17 protein-coding genes are annotated in these 18,625 nt (G+C 51.3%); 5 read left to right on the top strand and 12 right to left on the bottom strand.

Annotation, left to right across the window (positions count from 1 at the left end; translation table 11 throughout):
• Nucleotides 1-72 precede the first annotated feature (72 nt).
• Nucleotides 73-2,742 (bottom strand): ATP-dependent chaperone ClpB, encoded by a 2,670-nt coding sequence (clpB, locus tag F7D08_RS08180; RefSeq protein WP_152210203.1) that lies wholly within the window; start codon nt 2,740-2,742, stop codon nt 73-75.
• Nucleotides 2,743-3,000: 258 nt separating this feature from the next.
• Here clpB and F7D08_RS08175 point away from each other — a divergent pair, with 258 nt between their 5' ends.
• On the top strand, nt 3,001-3,930 hold the full coding sequence (locus tag F7D08_RS08175; protein ID WP_152210154.1) for an AEC family transporter: 930 nt from the start codon (nt 3,001-3,003) through the stop codon (nt 3,928-3,930).
• A gap of 233 nt (nt 3,931-4,163) precedes the next feature.
• Here the strand turns inward: F7D08_RS08175 and F7D08_RS08170 are convergent, their stop codons facing one another.
• The 3 genes from F7D08_RS08170 to glf form a co-directional block, all read right to left on the bottom strand.
• Nucleotides 4,164-4,985, bottom strand: a complete 822-nt coding sequence (locus F7D08_RS08170) for a fumarylacetoacetate hydrolase family protein (RefSeq protein WP_152210153.1) — start codon at nt 4,983-4,985, stop codon at nt 4,164-4,166.
• A gap of 117 nt (nt 4,986-5,102) precedes the next feature.
• Nucleotides 5,103-5,747, bottom strand: coding sequence for a DUF4190 domain-containing protein (locus F7D08_RS08165; RefSeq protein WP_193316256.1), 645 nt, complete (start codon nt 5,745-5,747; stop codon nt 5,103-5,105).
• A gap of 221 nt (nt 5,748-5,968) precedes the next feature.
• Nucleotides 5,969-7,174, bottom strand: a complete 1,206-nt coding sequence (gene glf / locus F7D08_RS08160) for a UDP-galactopyranose mutase (protein ID WP_404979668.1) — start codon at nt 7,172-7,174, stop codon at nt 5,969-5,971.
• 353 nt (nt 7,175-7,527) lie between these two features.
• Here glf and F7D08_RS09850 point away from each other — a divergent pair, with 353 nt between their 5' ends.
• The 3 genes from F7D08_RS09850 to F7D08_RS08145 all read left to right on the top strand — a co-directional run bounded on the left by F7D08_RS09850 (nt 7,528) and on the right by F7D08_RS08145 (nt 9,123).
• Nucleotides 7,528-7,719, top strand: coding sequence for a hypothetical protein (locus F7D08_RS09850; protein WP_152210150.1), 192 nt, complete (start codon nt 7,528-7,530; stop codon nt 7,717-7,719).
• Between the two features lie 322 nt (nt 7,720-8,041).
• Entirely contained in the window at nt 8,042-8,491 is a 450-nt protein-coding gene (locus F7D08_RS08150; protein WP_152210149.1) for a helix-turn-helix domain-containing protein, read from the top strand.
• 8 nt (nt 8,492-8,499) lie between these two features.
• A complete protein-coding gene (locus F7D08_RS08145) occupies nt 8,500-9,123 on the top strand; it encodes a hypothetical protein (RefSeq protein ID WP_152210148.1) in 624 nt (207 codons plus the stop codon).
• Between the two features lie 195 nt (nt 9,124-9,318).
• Here F7D08_RS08145 and F7D08_RS08140 read toward each other — a convergent pair whose 3' ends face one another.
• Nucleotides 9,319-9,699 (bottom strand): MerR family transcriptional regulator, encoded by a 381-nt coding sequence (locus tag F7D08_RS08140; RefSeq protein ID WP_152210147.1) that lies wholly within the window; start codon nt 9,697-9,699, stop codon nt 9,319-9,321.
• 123 nt (nt 9,700-9,822) lie between these two features.
• Here F7D08_RS08140 and F7D08_RS08135 point away from each other — a divergent pair, with 123 nt between their 5' ends.
• On the top strand, nt 9,823-10,854 hold the full coding sequence (locus tag F7D08_RS08135; RefSeq protein ID WP_152210146.1) for a glycosyltransferase family 2 protein: 1,032 nt from the start codon (nt 9,823-9,825) through the stop codon (nt 10,852-10,854).
• Nucleotides 10,855-11,016: 162 nt separating this feature from the next.
• Here F7D08_RS08135 and F7D08_RS08130 read toward each other — a convergent pair whose 3' ends face one another.
• From F7D08_RS08130 to F7D08_RS08100, 7 genes are all read right to left on the bottom strand, one after another.
• Nucleotides 11,017-12,330: a hypothetical protein gene (locus tag F7D08_RS08130; protein WP_152210145.1), complete on the bottom strand. Its 1,314-nt coding sequence runs from the start codon at nt 12,328-12,330 to the stop codon at nt 11,017-11,019.
• Between the two features lie 28 nt (nt 12,331-12,358).
• Nucleotides 12,359-13,357 carry a glycosyltransferase gene (locus F7D08_RS08125; protein WP_152210144.1) on the bottom strand — a complete coding sequence of 333 codons (999 nt, stop codon included), beginning with the start codon at nt 13,355-13,357 and terminating at the stop codon, nt 12,359-12,361.
• Complete coding sequence (locus F7D08_RS08120) at nt 13,350-14,597, bottom strand: glycosyltransferase family 4 protein (protein WP_152210143.1); 1,248 nt, start codon at nt 14,595-14,597, stop codon at nt 13,350-13,352. Before F7D08_RS08120 ends, F7D08_RS08125 begins: the two co-directional genes overlap by 8 nt.
• Nucleotides 14,598-14,599: 2 nt before the next feature.
• Nucleotides 14,600-15,769 (bottom strand): polysaccharide pyruvyl transferase family protein, encoded by a 1,170-nt coding sequence (locus tag F7D08_RS08115; RefSeq protein WP_152210142.1) that lies wholly within the window; start codon nt 15,767-15,769, stop codon nt 14,600-14,602.
• Between the two features lie 2 nt (nt 15,770-15,771).
• Nucleotides 15,772-17,022 (bottom strand): ABC transporter ATP-binding protein, encoded by a 1,251-nt coding sequence (locus F7D08_RS08110; RefSeq protein WP_193316255.1) that lies wholly within the window; start codon nt 17,020-17,022, stop codon nt 15,772-15,774.
• Nucleotides 17,023-17,024: 2 nt separating this feature from the next.
• Nucleotides 17,025-17,801 (bottom strand): ABC transporter permease, encoded by a 777-nt coding sequence (locus F7D08_RS08105; RefSeq protein WP_226803443.1) that lies wholly within the window; start codon nt 17,799-17,801, stop codon nt 17,025-17,027.
• 156 nt (nt 17,802-17,957) lie between these two features.
• Nucleotides 17,958-18,625: sugar nucleotidyltransferase (locus F7D08_RS08100; RefSeq protein WP_152210140.1), on the bottom strand; the 668-nt coding region annotated here is incomplete at its 5' end.

Below are 18,625 nucleotides of genomic sequence, written 5' to 3'. Positions count from 1 at the left end.
CATAAAAATGGTGGCTGCGGCAACCCGCAACCACCATTTTCAGGGCTTATGCCCATGTCACAGCGTCAAGCGTCACTTGTCTTCGGAGACGTTGCCGACCTTCACGTCCGGGTCGTCGCCGATGATCTGGTCGCTGGCCCATGCGGAGAGCTCCAGATGCTCGCCGCCGGTCTGGTCGACCAGCACGGTGTCGCCGTCATGAACCTTGCCGGCCAGCAGCATACGTGCCAACTGATCGCCGACCTCGGTTTGCACCAAGCGACGCAGCGGACGAGCACCGTACGCCGGGTCGTAACCGGTGTTGGCAAGCCACTCGCGGGCCGAGTCGGTCACGTCGAGCGTGATGCGGCGATCGGTCAGGCGCTGAGCCACGCTGTTGACCTGGATGTCCACAATGCCCCCCAATTCCTCGCGGGTGAGCGGGTGGAACATCACGATGTCGTCCAGACGGTTCAGGAACTCCGGCTTGAAGTTCATGTGCACGGCGTCCATCACCGCCTTCTTCTTGGCGTCCGCGTCCAGGTCCTCGTTCACGAGGAACTGCGAGCCAAGGTTGGAGGTCATGATGAGGATCGTGTTCTTGAAGTCCACGGTCCTGCCCTGGCCATCGGTCAGACGACCATCATCGAGCACCTGCAGCAGCACATCGAAAATCTCCGGGTTGGCCTTTTCGACCTCATCGAACAGCACGACGGAGTAAGGACGACGGCGCACGGCCTCGGTCAGCTGACCGCCCTGCTCGTAGCCCACGTAACCAGGCGCGGCACCAATCAGACGGGACACGGACGCCTTCTCCATGTACTCGGACATGTCGATGCGTACCATGGCCTTCTCGTCGTCGAACAGGAAGTCCGCGAGCGCCTTGGCCAGCTCGGTCTTGCCCACACCGGTCGGACCAAGGAACAGGAACGAACCGGTCGGACGGTTCGGGTCGGAGATGCCGGCACGCGAGCGACGCACAGCGTCGGACACGGCGGCAATGGCTTCCTTCTGACCAATCACGCGCTTGCCGAGGTAGTCCTCCATGTGCAGGAGCTTCTCGTTTTCGCCTTGCATCAGGCGGCCCACAGGGATGCCTGTCCAGTCGGACACAATCTCGGCCACGGAGTCGGCGTCCACACGGTCCGGCACCATCGGCTCCTGAGCGGGGTCGGTGGAACCAGTGCCCTTGGATTCGGCGTCCGCGTTCTCGGCGGCGTCGAGCTCCTTCTGAATCGACGGAATCTCGCCGTACAAGATCTTAGAGGCTTCGGCCAGGTTGCCCTCACGGGTGAACTTGTCCGCCTGCACGCGCAGGTCATCGAGCTTGGCACGCAGGTCACCGACCTTGTTATGGCCGGCCTGTTCAGCATCCCAACGCGCCTTGAGGCCGCTGAGCTTCTCACGGGTGTCCGCGAGTTCGGCCTGCAGCTTGCCCAAGCGTTCCTTGGATGCCGGGTCTTCGGCCTTCTTGAGCTGCATTTCCTCCATCTCGAGACGGGTCACCTTGCGCTGGAGCTCATCGATCTCCTCCGGGGAGGAGTCGAGTTCCATACGCAGGTGCGCAGCGGCCTCATCGACCAAGTCGATGGCCTTATCAGGCAGCTGACGGCCGGAAATGTAACGGTTGGACAGCGTTGCGGCGGCGACCAGCGCATCATCGCCGATCGTGACCTTGTGGTGCGCCTCATAACGCTGCTTCAGGCCACGCAGAATGGCGATGGTGTCTTCCACGGACGGCTCGCCGACGAACACCTGCTGGAAACGACGCTCCAGAGCCGGGTCCTTCTCGATGTTCTCGCGGTACTCGTCCAACGTGGTCGCACCGATCAGGCGCAGTTCGCCGCGGGCCAGCATAGGCTTCAGCATGTTGCCGGCATCCATCGAGCCCTCGGCAGCGCCCGCGCCCACGATGGTATGAATCTCATCGATGAACGTGATGATCTGGCCGTTGGCGTTCTTGATCTCGTTCAGGACGGCCTTCAGGCGCTCCTCGAATTCGCCACGGTACTTGGAACCGGCCACCATCGAGCCCAGATCAAGCGAAATCAACTTCTTGCCCTGCAATGTAGTCGGCACATCGCCGGCCACGATACGCTGGGCCAAGCCTTCCACGACTGCGGTCTTGCCCACGCCAGGCTCGCCGATCAGCACCGGGTTGTTCTTGGTACGACGGCTCAGGATCTGAATCACACGGCGGATTTCCTGATCGCGGCCGATCACCGGGTCAAGCTTGCCTTCCTTGGCGGCGGCGGTCAGGTCGGTGGAGTACTTCTCCAGCGCCTTGTACGAGCCTTCCGCGTCCGGGCTGGTGACCTTCGCGCCACCGCGTACGCCCGGCACGGCCTTACGCAGCGCGGCGGCAGTCACGCCGTTCTTCTCCAGGATTTCAGCCGACTGGTTCGGCTTGCTGGCCGCGATGCCGATGAGCAGATGCTCGGTAGAGACGTATTCGTCGCCCATCTGCTGCATCTCCTTCTCAGCCTGGGCGATGGCGGCGGTCAGCTGACGACTGGCCTGCGGCTGCGAGGTAGTAGAGCCAGATGCGCTCGGCAGCGCGACCAACGCGTTGCGCACGGCGGCACCGATGGCTTGCGCATTGCCACCCGCAGCCTCAATCAGCGAGCGCACCACGCCGTTTTCCTGGCGCAGCAGCGCATCCATCACATGCAGGGTCTCGACCTGCGCGTTTCCAGCGGCGGACGCACTCTGAATCGCGTCGCCGACGGCCTCTTGGGCCATGGTGGTGAACTTCTGTTCCATGATGTGTTCCTCCAAAGTCTTCTTGTATGCCTGTCTGCGACCGCCGGCATCGATATCCGCCGCACGCCCGCAGTCAGGCATTCGTGTCATGTTCTGACTCGTTCAACCGACCTGAAGTCCATTCTATTCCCAAAACTTGAGCGAAGGTGACTCAAGTTTTGAATTCATCGCGAATTGAGCATGGCAGCTCCTATTGTGGGCAACGTTCGTGCCACTCAAACTGCGCGCAGCATTCCCCGAGGGACAAGAAGAAACTTCATGATTTTCCAATCCGGCGCGCTGCTGCTCGCCATTCTGGGCCCATACGCACTGAAACACCTGCACATCTTCGGCGAGCGCGACTACAAAGTCGCCCAAGGCCTGGTGTTCAATCTGACGCTCCCCTGCGCCATCATCCTGTCGTTCGCCACCAACAAGCACGACATGCGCATGCTGTGGATCGTGCTGTTCGGATTCTTTGCCTGCGCGACCCCACTGTTCATCGTGTATCTTGGTTCGCACGGCGACGAGCGCAACTATCGCGCCTTCCAGATGCTCAACGCATCCGGCCTGAACCTAGGCGCGTTCTGTCTGCCCGTGGTGCAGACGTTCATGGGCGCATCCGCCGGCCTGCCCATCATCATGCTTGACATCGGCAATGCCACCGTGGCCACCGCAGGTTCGCTGACCATCACGCGCACATTGCTCAAGATGGACGAAAACTTCAAGTCACTGCCGTTGAGCCTGCGATTGCGCAACATCGCCCATGACTTCCTGGGTTCGATTTCGTTCGACATCTACATGCTGATGCTGGTGTTCATGTTTCTGCACATCACGATTCCGCAGCCCATCGTGACGCTGATCACCCCGTTCGCCAATGCGAACGCGTTCTGCGCGATGGCCATGATCGGCCTGATGATGGAGATTCCGGACAATCGCAAGGACCGTATGGAATTGCTGAAGGTGATTGGCTGGCGCGCATTGTTTGGCGTGATCATCGCAGTGGCCGCATGGTTCCTGCTGCCGTTCGATATGCGCATTCGCGAAATTATCGTGCTGGGCGCATTCGCCCCGATCACGATTTTCTCCACCAAGTTCACCGATTCACTGACCGGCAACGCCAAGCTCGCCGGCTTCTCACTGACGGTGACGGCCATCATCAGTTTGGCGGTCATGACCGTGCTGCATGCCCTGCTGCCGGGGGCGTAAGCGCGGTTTCGCAACCTCTGGAGCCGCCGGAGAATCAACGCACCGGCAGTAACTGCGCGTACGAACACAATACACACGCAGTTACTGCCGCTTCAGCGCCCTCATCCGACAGTAACTGCGCTGATTTACGAGCCCCTCGCGCAGTTATTGCCTGTTCATAACGCAAAAGGGGCAGTAACTGCGCTCGGCATTTGTCCGAACGCGCAGTTGCTGCCCCTTAAGCACATGGCCGGTCAGGCGCGCACGATCACGTTGCGCAGGTCGCCGATGCCTTCCACGTGCACGATGGTCTCGTCGCCCGGGTCAAGGTGACCGGATGCGTTCGGGGTACCAGTCATGATCACGTCGCCCGGCAGCAGCGTGGAGAACGAGGAAATCGCGGCAATCTGCTCCGGGATGCCGTGGATGAGGTTCGCGGTGGTACCGGACGCCATCGGCACGTCTTCACCGTTCAGGGTGAAGGAGATCTTCGCGTCCTTCCAATCGAGGTCATCGCGCATCACGATCCATGGGCCGAGCGGGCAGGACGTGTCGAAGCCCTTGGCGCGCGTCCAAGTCGGATCGAGACCCTGCAGATCGCGCAGCGTCACGTCGTTCACACAGGTGAAGCCCAGCACGTAATCCATGGCCTTCTCGACCGGCACGTTTTTGGCGATGCGTCCCATCACCACAGCCACTTCCGGCTCGAAGTTCATATCCTTGGAGCAGGCCGGATACACAATCGGATCGTCCGGGCCGATCACCGAGGTGGACGGCTTGGTGAAGATGACCATGTTCTCCGGCGCGTGCGCGATCTCGGAGTGGCCGGCTTCGTGCATGAACTGCGCATGGGCCTCGTAGTTCTTGGCCAGACCGTACACCTTGGAAGGAATGACCGGAGCGAGCAGCCGCACACCGTCCGCATCCACCGCGTAACGGTTGCCCGTGGGCTTGACCTGATCACCGGCCAGCGGGTGACCGTCCAGTTCAATGAGGTAGTCTTTGCCGTCAACCGAATCCTTCTGCACGAAGGCATAGCGCGGCGCATCATTCAGAGAAAATCGTGCAAGTCTCATAGGGCCAACACTACTACGGCGTTTCAGGCCGGCATGACCATTTTTGCGTGAAACGTACTTTTCTTGCCCCGGCATCAAGGGTGCGCCGCAACACACGGAGGCATCTGGTCGGTTCAGCTATTGCACGAAGACAGTGATGCTGTTATTGCCTTGGTACTGATATTCGAACAGATCATCGGAGTCCCCCTTGGAGTCACCATGAGACCCGGAATCAAGGTCAAAGTCGAAATCAAAGCCATCGCGTCCATCGGTACCGCGGTCGCGATTGCCGCTATGGCTACTATCTAAGTCGCCAAAGTTGTACTCGTAGGAGTAGCTATCGAATCCACCGTTGCGCGACTCCTGTTCGATCCAGGAAACCGCACCGATGATCACAACAATGATGAGAATGATTTCGGCAATGATTTTGACTGCGCCAATGATGATTCCGGCAATGGCTAGGCCGCGCCCTTTGCCGCCCTGTTTTCTGATTTCGCTCAGGCCGATGACGCTCAACACAATGCCGATTATCGAGACGAAGAACGATGCGACGAAGCCGCCCACGGCAAAACTGTTGTATCGCTGGGCGGTATGGGGATTGGCGTACGGATTCGCATATGGGTTGCCCTGCGGCATGCCTGGAGCCACATATGGTGAATATGGAGCCTCTGCATTTGAAGCCGTATTCTGAGAAGTCGCAGCCGGATTCTCATGCTGCGTTTCGGGCTGATGCCCTTCGTCAGAAGCCCCGCCTAAATCTTCACGCTTATGCAACTCGTTCATCGAATTCCCCTTCCGCAAAGTACCGTCCGGCATCTCATATCACCGCGCTTCTTTGTGCGCAATTGCCATCCAGCACCAGCATACCTATACAATGCCACGACGCATAAGCTTCATGCCCCCATGACGCCAATCAAACACTCAGCATACAAAAAGGCCGGCCAGCTTCCCCCGTCAAGGAAGCGGCCAGCCTGGTAGAGAATGGGCACCTAGCTGTTACACTGTTACTTTGCCAGCAGCGGGGCGACCTGCTCTTCGTATGCGGTCAGGGCGGTGTCGATCACCTGGTGCATGTCGTAGTACTTGTACGTGCCGAGACGGCCGCCGAACACGGTCTTCGGCTCGGCCGCGGCCTTTGCCTCGTACTGTGCGTACAGGGTCTTGTCCGCGTCCGTGTTGATCGGATAGTACGGCTCGTCGCCGCGCTCAGCGAAACGGCTGTATTCCTCCCACACCACGGTCTTGTCCGGGTTCTGCTGATCAGCGCGCTCCGGGTTGAAGTTCTTGAACTCGATGGCGCGGGTGTACGGTACGTCCGCATCGGAGAAGTTCATCACCGGGCAACCGAAGTGGTCACCTTCGTCGTAACGGACCTCCTTGAAGTCCACCGTACGCCACTTGAGGTCGCCCAGCTCGTAGTCGAAGTAACGGTCGATCGGGCCCGTGTACACCACCGGTACGCCGGCGGCCTGCAGAGCCTTCTTGTTGTACGGCTGGGACTCATCGAAGAAGTCCACGCCAAGTTCCACGGTGATGCGCGGGTCGTCGATCATGCGCTCGAACCACTTGGTGTAGCCGTCCGCGGGCAGACCCTCCCACGTGTCCTTGAAGTAACGGTTGTCGTAGTTGAAGCGCACCGGCAGACGCTTGATGATGGAGGCCGGCAGCTCGGCCGGGTCGGTCTGCCACTGCTTGCCCGTGTAATTCTTAATGAATGCCTCGTACAGCGGGCGACCGATCAGCTGGATGCCCTTGTCGTTCAGGTTCTCCGGATCGGTGCCGGCCAGCTCGCCGGCCTGCTCGGCGATGAGCTTCTGGGCCTCGGCCGGTGTGTAGTGCGCATGGAAGAACTGGTTGATGGTGCCGAGGTTGATCGGCAGCGGGTAGACCTCGCCGTCATGCGTGGCGTACACGCGGTGCACGTAGTTGGTGAACGAGGTGAAATGGTTCACGTAATCCCATACGCGCTTGTTGGAGGTATGGAACAGGTGCGCGCCATACCGGTGGATTTCCGCACCGGTTTCCGGGTCGAAGTAGGAGTATGCATTGCCACCGATGTGGTCGCGCACGTCGATGATGTGCACGCGAGCGCTCGTATGCTCCACCGCCTGCTGCGCCACAGTCAAGCCAAACAGTCCCGCACCAACAATCACCAGATCTGGGTATTCGAATGATTCAGTCACGTGTAAAATCCCTTCTGGTTTTAGCATCGATTGGCAAACACGCCAATCAATCATGAATAATGTTCAATTCACATAAATCCTACTGGCACACTCACCCATACAGCAGTCGGCCCCTATCATTACAAGACCAATGACATTCCCGCGTTCGGCCACAAAAGCATTCTCGTCACCGTAGACGACCAATCGATGCTTGACATCGGCCCCTATCGCAGGAGCGAAATCTTCGATATTCGCAAAAGCCGTTGGTTGATATGTAGAAGAAGCTTCCACCTCGATGGCGTATTGCGGCTGTCCGCAGAGCCGCTAACCGACATAACAAGCATTATGGCCGATTGCGAGAACAGTACCCTGACGGCTCTGACACCTTCCATGCTGCCTTTATGCCACATAAAATTCTAGTAGCGGGTGACGCTGGTTTTATTGTCGCGAATCTTGCGCATTGGGGTCGCGTACAATCAGCCTCAAGTGCATATCGCTCAGATGCGCTGACTTACGCTGGCAATAAAGACAATCTGGCTGGAATTCCAGCTAATCAATTGTTTTACATGGAAATATTTGCGATGCAAAGATAGTCGAATTACTGTCCGAGCAAAGTCTCACGGCCAGCGGCACTCCGCCAATCGATACCATCGTCCGCATTCGGCGGCCAAAGCAGACAGCGACAATCTTGTCCGAACATGGCCTCGAACATATGGCTTGCAGAGAACCATCAATCAGTGCACCATCCACAAAGGCTGTCAGCGTCCGAACAAGTCAGCCATCGAAGGACACCGTCATCGACAAGGACGACAGGACCGGAACCGGATATGTCCAACGCATACTGGACACCCGTCCGCCTCCCAGCGTACTCTGATAAATCAGTTAAAGAACACGACCGAAAGGACAGTATAGAGAATGTCTGGCTATATCACAATTGCTGAAGCCGCAGAAATGACCGGAAAAACCGTGGAGAGCCTTAGAAAACGTATATCTCGCGGAACCTTGAAAGGTGTCAAACAGGGAGATAGGTGGCTTATCCCACGAGACGCTGTCACGCCCGACACAATATTCTCCGGCGCCCGCAAGACCGGCGAACACCATGCCGCCGATTCCGACATTGCCGACCATGACAGCAATACTGACCAGCCGGGCGTCACCACCACTGGCACAGTAGAAACCAATCCAGCTTCCATTTCCGGAGTAGATCACACTGTCGATTCTCCGGAAATTCGTCTTCTCACATACTACGTTCAGGCAAAAAAAGACCAGCTTAAGGCCATCAATGAAAGCATTGCGCTGGCCCAAGAGCTCATCGAAGAAAAACAGCGGCAATACTCTCGACAGGCGTCCGACAACACGAGGTGAGCCTAGATATGACTCCGACAGCATACGGGGACGAAAGCGTCCACCACAGGCATGTCATCATGCCGATGTACCTCATTGGCGTCTGCATTACATCTCTTGCGGAGTCTGAAATCCGTCGCATATTGGAGCCCCTAAAACACTCTGGTGACAGCAAACTCCACTGGTCGACACTGCGAACAGCTGACAAAATTCAGGTTATGGACATATTGTCTAGTCTGTTTTCCAATCAGCGCATAACCCCAATCATTATTCAAGCTTCGCCATTGCCAACGTCAGGCAAACAGGAGGAACATGCCCGAAGAAAATGTTTAGAACAGCTTATCCCAGGACTTGAAGGACAGCATGATATTCATAATCTGCTTTTGGAAAGCCGTTCAAAAGCGCAGGACGAAAGAGAAGTGCAATTCGTTAAGCAGCTTCGTTGCAAGCATTGGATTCCCAACGATTTTCGCATATCTCATCAACCGGGACACTCCAATGCTGGACTTTGGCTCCCGGATCAGATACTTGGAGCTTATGGCGACGCTGCCGAGCTATTGCTCAGGCCACAACTCACCTATGCAGAAAGAAACTTCTTAGATACACTGAATCAGTTCAATGAATGCATAGACGTAATCCATTGTGATTTATGACGCCTATGGAAATGAATGTTGCCGGATAGCGCAGGAGCCGGGCCCTGCTCCTGCAGGGTGTCTCCGGCTCCCACTTCCAGTGCAACCGCAGAAGCACTGGCAAAATTCAACAGCAACTGAATGCTGTACTTATAAGGATAAAGCTTGTATGAGACAACCGAACATGTGTCACAATTGTCTTTGACTCTTGTCCGGCTACAAAGACATTAGTTTCTTTTTGGCCGCTATCAGTTCTTTCAGCAGAGCCACCTGTTCTTCGATGGCGGCAATTTCCTCGTGCTTGTGCTCGATTTCAAATTGCTTGAGCTTGAGACGCTGCTGCAAAACACCTAGCTCACCGGTAGCATCCGCAGTATCTGACTCATCCTCCAGCTTCCTCGACATCGCTTCTTCAAGCAAAGACTTGTTAACCTGCTTTTTTTCCAGCTTTCGATAGGTCTCCTCGTCCACAATCCAACGCCCGCTTGCATCTTTGGTGGCAGGCAATCGACCGCGACCGATACGTTTGGCCAACGCCGCTTGGGAAATGCCGGACATTTCAGACACTTCATTCAATGTGTATGTTCGATTAGCCATATTATCCTCCGACACTCAATAACTAGCTATATAATACTATTTATTAAAATCTGCTTTTGTATACTTGTCCGTCCACGACATAGCCGGACAAGTGATGACTTCATACAAGGAATATGAGGAATCATGCCGCAGTCTCAACCGCTCGTCTCCATCATTGTGCCGGTGTATAACGCCGAGGAATACCTGCATTACTGCGTGGATTCGATTCTGGGGCAGTCGTATACAAATCTGGAAGTGATTCTGGTGGACGATGGCGCCAAGGATTCCAGCCCAGCCATCTGCGATGCCTACGCCGCTCAGGATCCACGCGTGACAGTGATTCACCAGACGAATGGCGGTATTTCCAAGGCACAGAATGCCGGTTTGGACGCGGCTCATGGCGAATACATCGCCTTCTCTGACAACGACGATATCCTTGACCGCCGCAACATCGAATACCTGCTGCACGCGCTCGTAAGCACCGGCGCGGATATGAGCAAGGCACGCTGGCGTCAGTTCGGCGTCTCCCAGCTGGAGACGGTGGCCGCCGAAGCTGCTCAAGGCGCCAAAACACCCGGCAAGATCACCGTATTCGAGCATCCGCTCGCCGCCTACCAAACCGTGTTCTGCAAGAGCTTGCGCCTGATTGGCGATAAGCTCGGCCGCAATACCGAGGCCCGCTACTTCAATGAAGCCAACTGGTGCCGCCTCTACAAGCGCGAACTCTGGGACGGCATCCGCTTCCCGGAAGGCATGTATGCGCAGGATACAGCGATTGCAGGAAAGCTATATGTTCGGATAAATAAGGTCGCAGATATCGATATCAATCTCTATAACTGGCTGCAGCACCCGGAATCTGTGACGCATCAAAAAAGTGACTTCTCGTTCCATCATGATCACATCACAGCTTCCGCAAGTAATTTCAAGCTCTGCTTACGACATGGTGTAACTCCGATGCGCAGCTACTACACACTAGTCAGTGAATTCCACGCCGAAGCGAAAGCTCCACACATCCATGAACCGCACAATCATCAGCAATATGAATCCGATAAAATTCTTGTTCAAGAGCTTATTAGACAACTCTCTAATTCAAACAGAATCAAATGCGCAATGATACGCCAAATTCGCCTATCGGAAAAAGCTATTTACGATAGGCGAATTAAGAATATGAAATAAACATAAGATAGGTATTGCACAATCACTCCATGATTACACAATACCTATCTTATACAATATCTATCTTATGTACGAAAATCAGTTCACGATAGGAATTGCAAATTATAAAGCTTTTTATTAGACTCTAAAAAAGTTTTATAAAGCAACATCCCGATACAAATATCAACCATTTTTAAAGTCAATATCCTGATGTTGATTCTTTATATTAGGAGAAGCAAACATGAGAACAATAAACATTAAAAGACTCATGATAGTAATTGCAGCATCTTTATATGCATAAAATTCCATATGAATTGCAGAATGATTAGCTAAAACTGCATACCACACAATAGGAGCGACGCCAATAAGCAGAACAGGAAGCCCCGACAATATATTACTCCCCAATATCCTAATATTGCCTCCCTCTTTTATGAACTTCAAGCACAGCAGAGAAACAATTACAAAGAAAAACAGAAAAACCATTCTTTTCGGCACGTTACTCATAATGCAGTTATAGTTATTTTGAATAATCTCCGCTTTATTAAAAGTCACACCATGGGCCTCATTAACTCCACCGGTATCACTTCTAACCATAATACTGTGAATTGCATCTGAAATGACATTTTCACGAATAACAAGACTAGAAATAACCCATTTCATTATCCATGTTGAAGAATATCCAATTAGCCACATTAAGCTAGAATAAATAACTGTAAAGAAACGACGGAATAAAGTTGTTGTATCACATAACGCATCATGCATCACGCAAAAAATGAGCGGAATACAAAGTGTCAGAAGAGGGAATGTCAAAAAATCAACATAGTTAGTGATTGCACCAACTACCATGAAAGCAAGAACACGATAATCTTGTGAATCAAAAATCCGAATCATACATATACTGGACAATGTAATATATGTAACAGGACTAAACACCAACGACATCGGTACAGCAAATATATTAATCAGAGACAGCGTAGTTGTAAAACAAAGAGCAGCGATAATTCCGAATCTTTCTTTTACAACGCCAAAAGCAATACAAATTAAGAAAGCTAAAATAATAAAAGAAATAATACGGATAGCACTATAATTGAAAAAAACTAGTAATGGTTTTAAAATAATAGCATATCCGTGCCAGTATCTGGGATATCCTTGATTTGCGAAAGCGGCATAAACCGGATTATGTATAGCGCTACTTTCCAAACTCACCCATTTTTCTCGATTAGTAAAATATGCTGTTACTGCATTCCAATTACTCGTTCTTTGCGACTGCTGCAGCATAATGCTATCAGTAAAACTATCAAGTTGACTTTGCGGTGTGAAGAAAATCCATGGGTGTGCCCCTTCTGTTTTTATCTGGGCAATCCCTGACGCAATAGATCCTTTTACCAATCGATCCGGAATACAATTTACAAGCACATTCAGTATTGAAAATAGTACCCATAATAGTGGTAAAACCGTTATGGGCCACCGCCTGAGGAAATTATCAAGTTTTTTCATTATCCTCATCCTTTTCATCACAACGAAATCATTGTTTCCCGTGAGCAATTGCCTCATTACTTTCCAACGACTGCTTTACAATCGTTTGTTCATCGTCCAGATCAACGGCGATTGCAGCACGGACGCCTTTCCACTTTTCAATAACAAACAGCGGATTGAGAGCCAACCAATAGAGCTTGCGCTTCCACGTATACTGGTGATCTTTCAGAATGAACAGACTTCCTAGTGTTACAGCTCGAATGACTTGTTTAATGACAAACGGGATAGAAATAGGATCCATCGTTTTACCCACACGACGGACACCAACGATTTCGTCGAACATGCGCTTCTTGTAGTCACGAAGTTTGATTTCATTCGTATGCCATACGTTTGCACGCGGCGCGTACGCTTTCATATAACCATGACGAATAAGATCTTCACCAAATTTCTGGTCTTCGGCATATGGAATGTCTTGATACGGCACATCACCAAGCAACACAGACTTACGTGCGGCGGAGTTCACGTCGGAATAGAACGTTACCAAATCGAACAGCTGCTGCGAATCAATAAAATCATCCTCATAAAACAGCGTAGTGCCAAAGTCCGGCCCGAACTGCTTGAAGGTACGAATGATTTCCTCTTTTAGCAGAGGCAACGCAGTAGCACGGGGGTCCTGCTTGCCCATGACACCAACAACCTGCGGGAAACGTTCTAGAGGCTGAATGATTTCATACAGCCATCGGTCATGAGCTGGCGTCGCATCCTGAGTGAGGTAGACAACATATTCGCCACGAGCCTTCTCAGCCGCCTGCTGGCGTACTCGACCATGCGAGAATTCCGGCTTGGTAATGGTCTCATACCGGAAATGTTTAAACTTTGGCTCCCAAGACTTAATGATTTCAGGAGTACGGTCCTTGGAACTGGTATCAATCACCAGAATTTCGTATTCGAAATCAACTTTCTGCGTGGACAGCGCAGTGAATAACTCATCCAAATTGTCTTCGCCGTAATACGTGGGAATAAAAACGGTGGCTTTGATATCAGTCATGATGCTGAGTGGTGGCCTCTCGGAGAATTATTTGTTCGAACTTATCGTACGAGGCATCCCAAGAGGAGCTTTCCGCTCGCTTGGAGATGCGCTGACAACGTGCTTCGATATCCGGATCGTTAACAACCTCGTCGAGCCCGTGAGCAAGTTCAATCGGAGAATCAAGCGTATATACGATATCAGGGTTCTCACCGATGACCATGCGATTATTGTCGCCGTCATTCATTACCGGCACACATCCCGCGGCAAGCAGCTCAAGCGGCAACAGAGAAGCATTGGTTAGGGAAAGCACAAGGCATGCTTGGGATTCGTGGTAAATCTGTGCAAGTTGCGCAGGGTTGACGATGCCACGATTCTCGTAGGGGAACGGAATGTCGTAGTCGGACACATCCCATCCAAAGAATACAATCTTGTACTCGGGATGCATCTGGTGGAATTTCGCCAATGCAAGTACACCGATTTCGAAAGCACGACGCTCGGTGACCGGTCGACCGTAGAAGCAAATCTGCTTCTTTTTAGGTGTTTGGATCTTAGGCTTGTAGATGTCAAGATCGGCCCCAAAGTCGAAGTAATCGGCCGGCATACCGAACTCACCAACTTTCTTGGTCAACCAACGACCAGCGGTAACGCCATAGAAACCGAAGCGGTATGTGTTTTCGGCGAGAACTGATTTAGATCCCATGCCATAGAACAACGGCTCATAGTCCTGCACAAAATACATCTTGTGTGCATTGGTCTTCATATTGAATACCGGATATGCGGTTTCCCAGCCGGTGGCAAACAGCACATCGAGATCAATCTTGTCGATATCTTTGACAGGCACACATTTCACATCAATATCAAAATGCTCTTTAAGGAGCTGATGCGAATACTCTGCAGGCTGCTTAGCAATACTCTCATAGATAAAGAATGTGACATTATGGCCACGTTCTTGCAGAGACTTGGCAAAACGCGCAATGGTATGCTGACCGCCGCTGCCAATGCTGATAGGAGACAATACCCAACCGATATTGAGTTTATCTTTCGCTACCTTGGCAGGCGCTTGATACGGATGAGCGACAAAATCTGCTGCTACAACATCCTCAGCAGACGTCATCACGTCAATAGGACGCTTGACAGCAACATTTTGGACCACAGGAGTACGTTTGATTTTACGTTTGACGAAACTAAAAGTACGAGCCACTGCTACTTTTAGCCCATTATGTCGAAGATACTGGAAAAAAGCTACAATATATCTCATATTCACTTCCCAATAATTTTTCTGGCAAAACGAATGGGCGCTGATACCATCCGCCCTGCTTTCCAAGTTCGAGATTGGTAAATCGCATCAATTTGTGCCCGTAGCATACTGCTCTCATTCGCATCGCGTTGCTGCAAAATATCATAGCGAACCTGCAAATCAGCATAGCGGGCCTGCAAATCATCATACTTTTCTTGCAACCAAGCTTTATCTCCTGCTAATAGCAATGCCTCATTCAGGGAATGGAAACCACGCGTAAAAAGACGCACATATGCTGTATTGGTCGCTATGTTTGAGAAGTCGACCGTGCGGAATGTTATATCATTGTTAAAGCCGGTGAAGGCAGACGCGTTAGCTATTAGTTTCTCTCGCAATGAGAGATATTCATCAGGATTTGCTGGCGGATTATCTACATTGAATAATTCATAATTATTCAAATAATCCACATCTGTAGCTTTATTAACAAGATTATCGAGTCCTGCATACCGTCGAGAATCATATTTGAGATGATCCATAATCAAAAAAACAGGTGTTCCCAAAGCAAGCGATGGCAGCATGGCATGAAGACGAGTAGTGACAACTGCATGCGCAGACTGGTACAGGAATAGGAAATACTCCGCCAACTGAAAACGGTCATCTCGACTCATATTGGCATCAAAATATGGAGACGATTCGATTACGGGACGGTTTGTCTTCTTACGCAACATTTCAACTACAGGCTTCGGCAAATCAACCGCTAAGACAAAATCCTGCTTCTTTACTTGAGGATCAGCCTGCAAGGTCAGCGTCATGCAACCCGAAAAATATGAATCGATTCCATGCTTCTTCAGAAAATCCAATGTCGACAAATCTCTTGCGCCAACAGGTCCATGACTATTTAAATAAGCAATACTTTCACTTGAGAAAAATGCATCACCCACTCGTTGATCAGCCTGATCAATATACATCGAAATCAATAATGGGTCTATCACCGAAGTTTTAGGCGGCCATGCATATGGAGAATGCATATACCATCCATTCATGATGATTTTGATATCATCTTTCGGTTCCCATTGACCTACATAATCGCGATCAACATAACTATCTACGCGTGGCAAAAATCTTCTGGCTGCAATGCTCTGAATCTCATCACCGATGTTTTCGGTCTCATAAGAGAAAAGGCCGTACTTCATAATCAGTCCTTTTTCGGAGTAACAGCGAACCGGAAAGGAGGCTTCCAATTCTGGCTGACATCAACAGGTGCATGTACCTCAAAAAGAAGCACATTATTAGCCATCAGATAATTGTCACTACGGTCCGCTTTTTTGACGGCAACCTGTACGGAAAAGATTCCGTTGGGGAAGATATTATCGACTTCAAGATGAACGTGCGAATCGTGGCCTTCAGTGAAATCTATAGGTTGATTGACGTTTTTATCATCTGACGCCACACGAAAAACAATTTCACCCACTTCACTATTAATCACAAACGTCAGCACGGCGTCTTCCAAGGTACGCTTCGGTATCAAATCAATATCGAATATAAGCTTGTCGGCACTAATGCTATGAGAAACGGCTATATCCACATTTTCTCGACGCTGCCGATTAGCTTCTTCTAGCTCATGATTACGTCCTGATTCATCACTAGCACCAGAGAATTGCGACTCCAAATCCGCAAGATCAAGACGTTGATTGTTGAGCTCTTGATACGCTTGAGCAACCTCCAGTGGAGATCCATCAATTTTTAAATCACCATCGTGAATCAAAATTGCACGATTGCAGAAACGCTGAACTGAATCCATGGAATGTGTCACAAGAATAACGGTTTTCTTCTCGCGACGAAGCTTAGCAAAATACGCATAACACTTGCGTTGGAAAGCCTCATCTCCAACAGCAAGAATTTCGTCGAGTAGAAGGATGTCTGATTGAGCTCTAATCGCCATGGAGAACGCAAGACGGACTAACATTCCACTGGAGTAATTCTTGATTTTCTGTTCCATGAACTCGCCCAGCTCAGCAAAATCGACGATATCGTCATACATAGCATCGATTTCCTTTGTGGAAAAACCCATCAAAGCACCATTGAGGTAGACGTTATCGTGACCAGTAAGTTCAGGGCTAAAACCAACACCAAGCTCAATGAACGGCACGAGAACACCATTAACGGTAATATCACCTTTTTCCGGGTAATAAATCTGTGCCATCAGTTTCAGCAACGTGCTCTTGCCACTACCATTCCTGCCGACAATACCAATGAAGTCGCCCTTGTTAATGGTGAAACTAATGTCACGAAGAACCTGATGTTCCTCGTATCCTTTTTTCCCACTTATTGCATTAAAAATAGCCTGTTTCAGGCTAGATGCTCTTTCCAACGGAAGTTTAAAGCTTTTGGAAACGTGAGAAACCTGGATTGCAACTTCTTTATTATTCTTAGAATCGATAGACATCGTCACATCACCTCAGCAAACTTTTTAGAGCTCTTTCCGAAGTACCAAGCTCCAAAAGCTAATACAATCAGCACAATACCTACAGGAATCAAGCCAATAAGCGGAGTCCCCCACATAGACCACAACGTTTGTGTGTAATCCGTCACTAAGTTGTATCGGATATCTTGAATAACCTGCGCCATCGGACTCAGCATCAGTAACTTTGCCATAAACGGATGCGTAGCACTTACCATCGTAATTGGATAAATAATAGGCGTTCCATAGAAGAACAGCTGCAGGGCCACTTCCCAGAGATATCCTACGTCACGATATTTCACAAACAGAGATCCCAGCAATAGGCCAATGCCCAATGCGAGTAAGTACATTTCAAGAATGTTGAATGGAAGCAACAAGATAGTCCAGCGGAATTTCACTCCTGTCAGTACCGCGAATACCAGCACCACAAGAAGGTTAAAGAATAAGTTGATAAGCGCTGAAATCGTTCCAGAAAGAACGATAATATACTTAGGAAAGTTAATTTTACGGATCAAATCACCACGCGACACAATAGCCTGAAGACCTTGTGTCGTTGCTTCAGCGAAGAACGTCCAGAACGAGATACCAGCCAACAGGTAGACAGCATAATTGGGGATGTCTCCGCCCATTGCCAAGAACTTGGCAAACACGACGTACATCACAGCAAAAAGCATGAGTGGTTTAAGAATTGACCACAGGTAACCGAGTGCAGACTGCTGATAGCGCAACTTGAAATCGGTGACCGTCAGCTCATGCAATAGCACACGGTTCCTCTTACTAAACAGCTTCAACGTTCCTCCCTTGTGCAACAGGCCTGAAGCATTGGCATAGTAGTCTTACCCTACTAGTAACCCTGCCGAAACAGATTGTTACAGCGATACTTCAATACTTATCGAACTGCCCACATATCACAGTCAAAATCAATCTTGCCGCTTTACAATGACTTTGCCGTCGGCGACGTCTTTGAGGTGTTTGCCGTAGGGGCTCTTGCCGTAGCGCTGGGCGGATTCGAGGAGCTCGTCCTTGCTGATCCAGCCGTTCTCGTACGCGATCTCCTCAGCAACAGCGATGGGCAGGCCCTGGGCGCGCTGTACGGTGCGCACGAACTCGCCGGCCTCGTACAGGGAGTCCATCGTGCCCGTATCCAGCCAGGCGTAGCCTCGTCCGAGGGTCTGTACGTTGAGGGAGCCATCCTCCAAATACATGCGGTTCAAATCGGTGATCTCCAGCTCGCCACGAGCGGATGGCCTGACCCGCTTGGCGAACTCGGTGACGCGCTCGTCGTAGAAGTAGAGGCCGGTCACCGCGTAGTTGCTGGCCGGATGCTCCGGTTTCTCCTCGATGGAGACGGCCTTTTTGTTCTCGTCGAACTCCACCACACCGTAGCGCTCGGGATCATCCACGTAATAGCCAAACACGGTGGCACCATGTTCCACGGAGGCCGCCTTACGCAGCGTGCGGCCGAGGCCGTTGCCGTAGAAGATGTTGTCGCCGAGCACGAGGGCGCAGGGCTCGCCGGCGATGAACTCCTCGCCGAGGATGAACGCCTGGGCCAGGCCGTCCGGACTGGGCTGCACCTTATAACTGA

The organism is Bifidobacterium cebidarum (assembly GCF_009193305.1).
Classification (GTDB): domain Bacteria; phylum Actinomycetota; class Actinomycetes; order Actinomycetales; family Bifidobacteriaceae; genus Bifidobacterium; species Bifidobacterium cebidarum.
The sequence above is the reverse complement of the archived record's forward strand: the minus strand, read 5'-3'. Positions and strand labels throughout refer to the sequence as shown.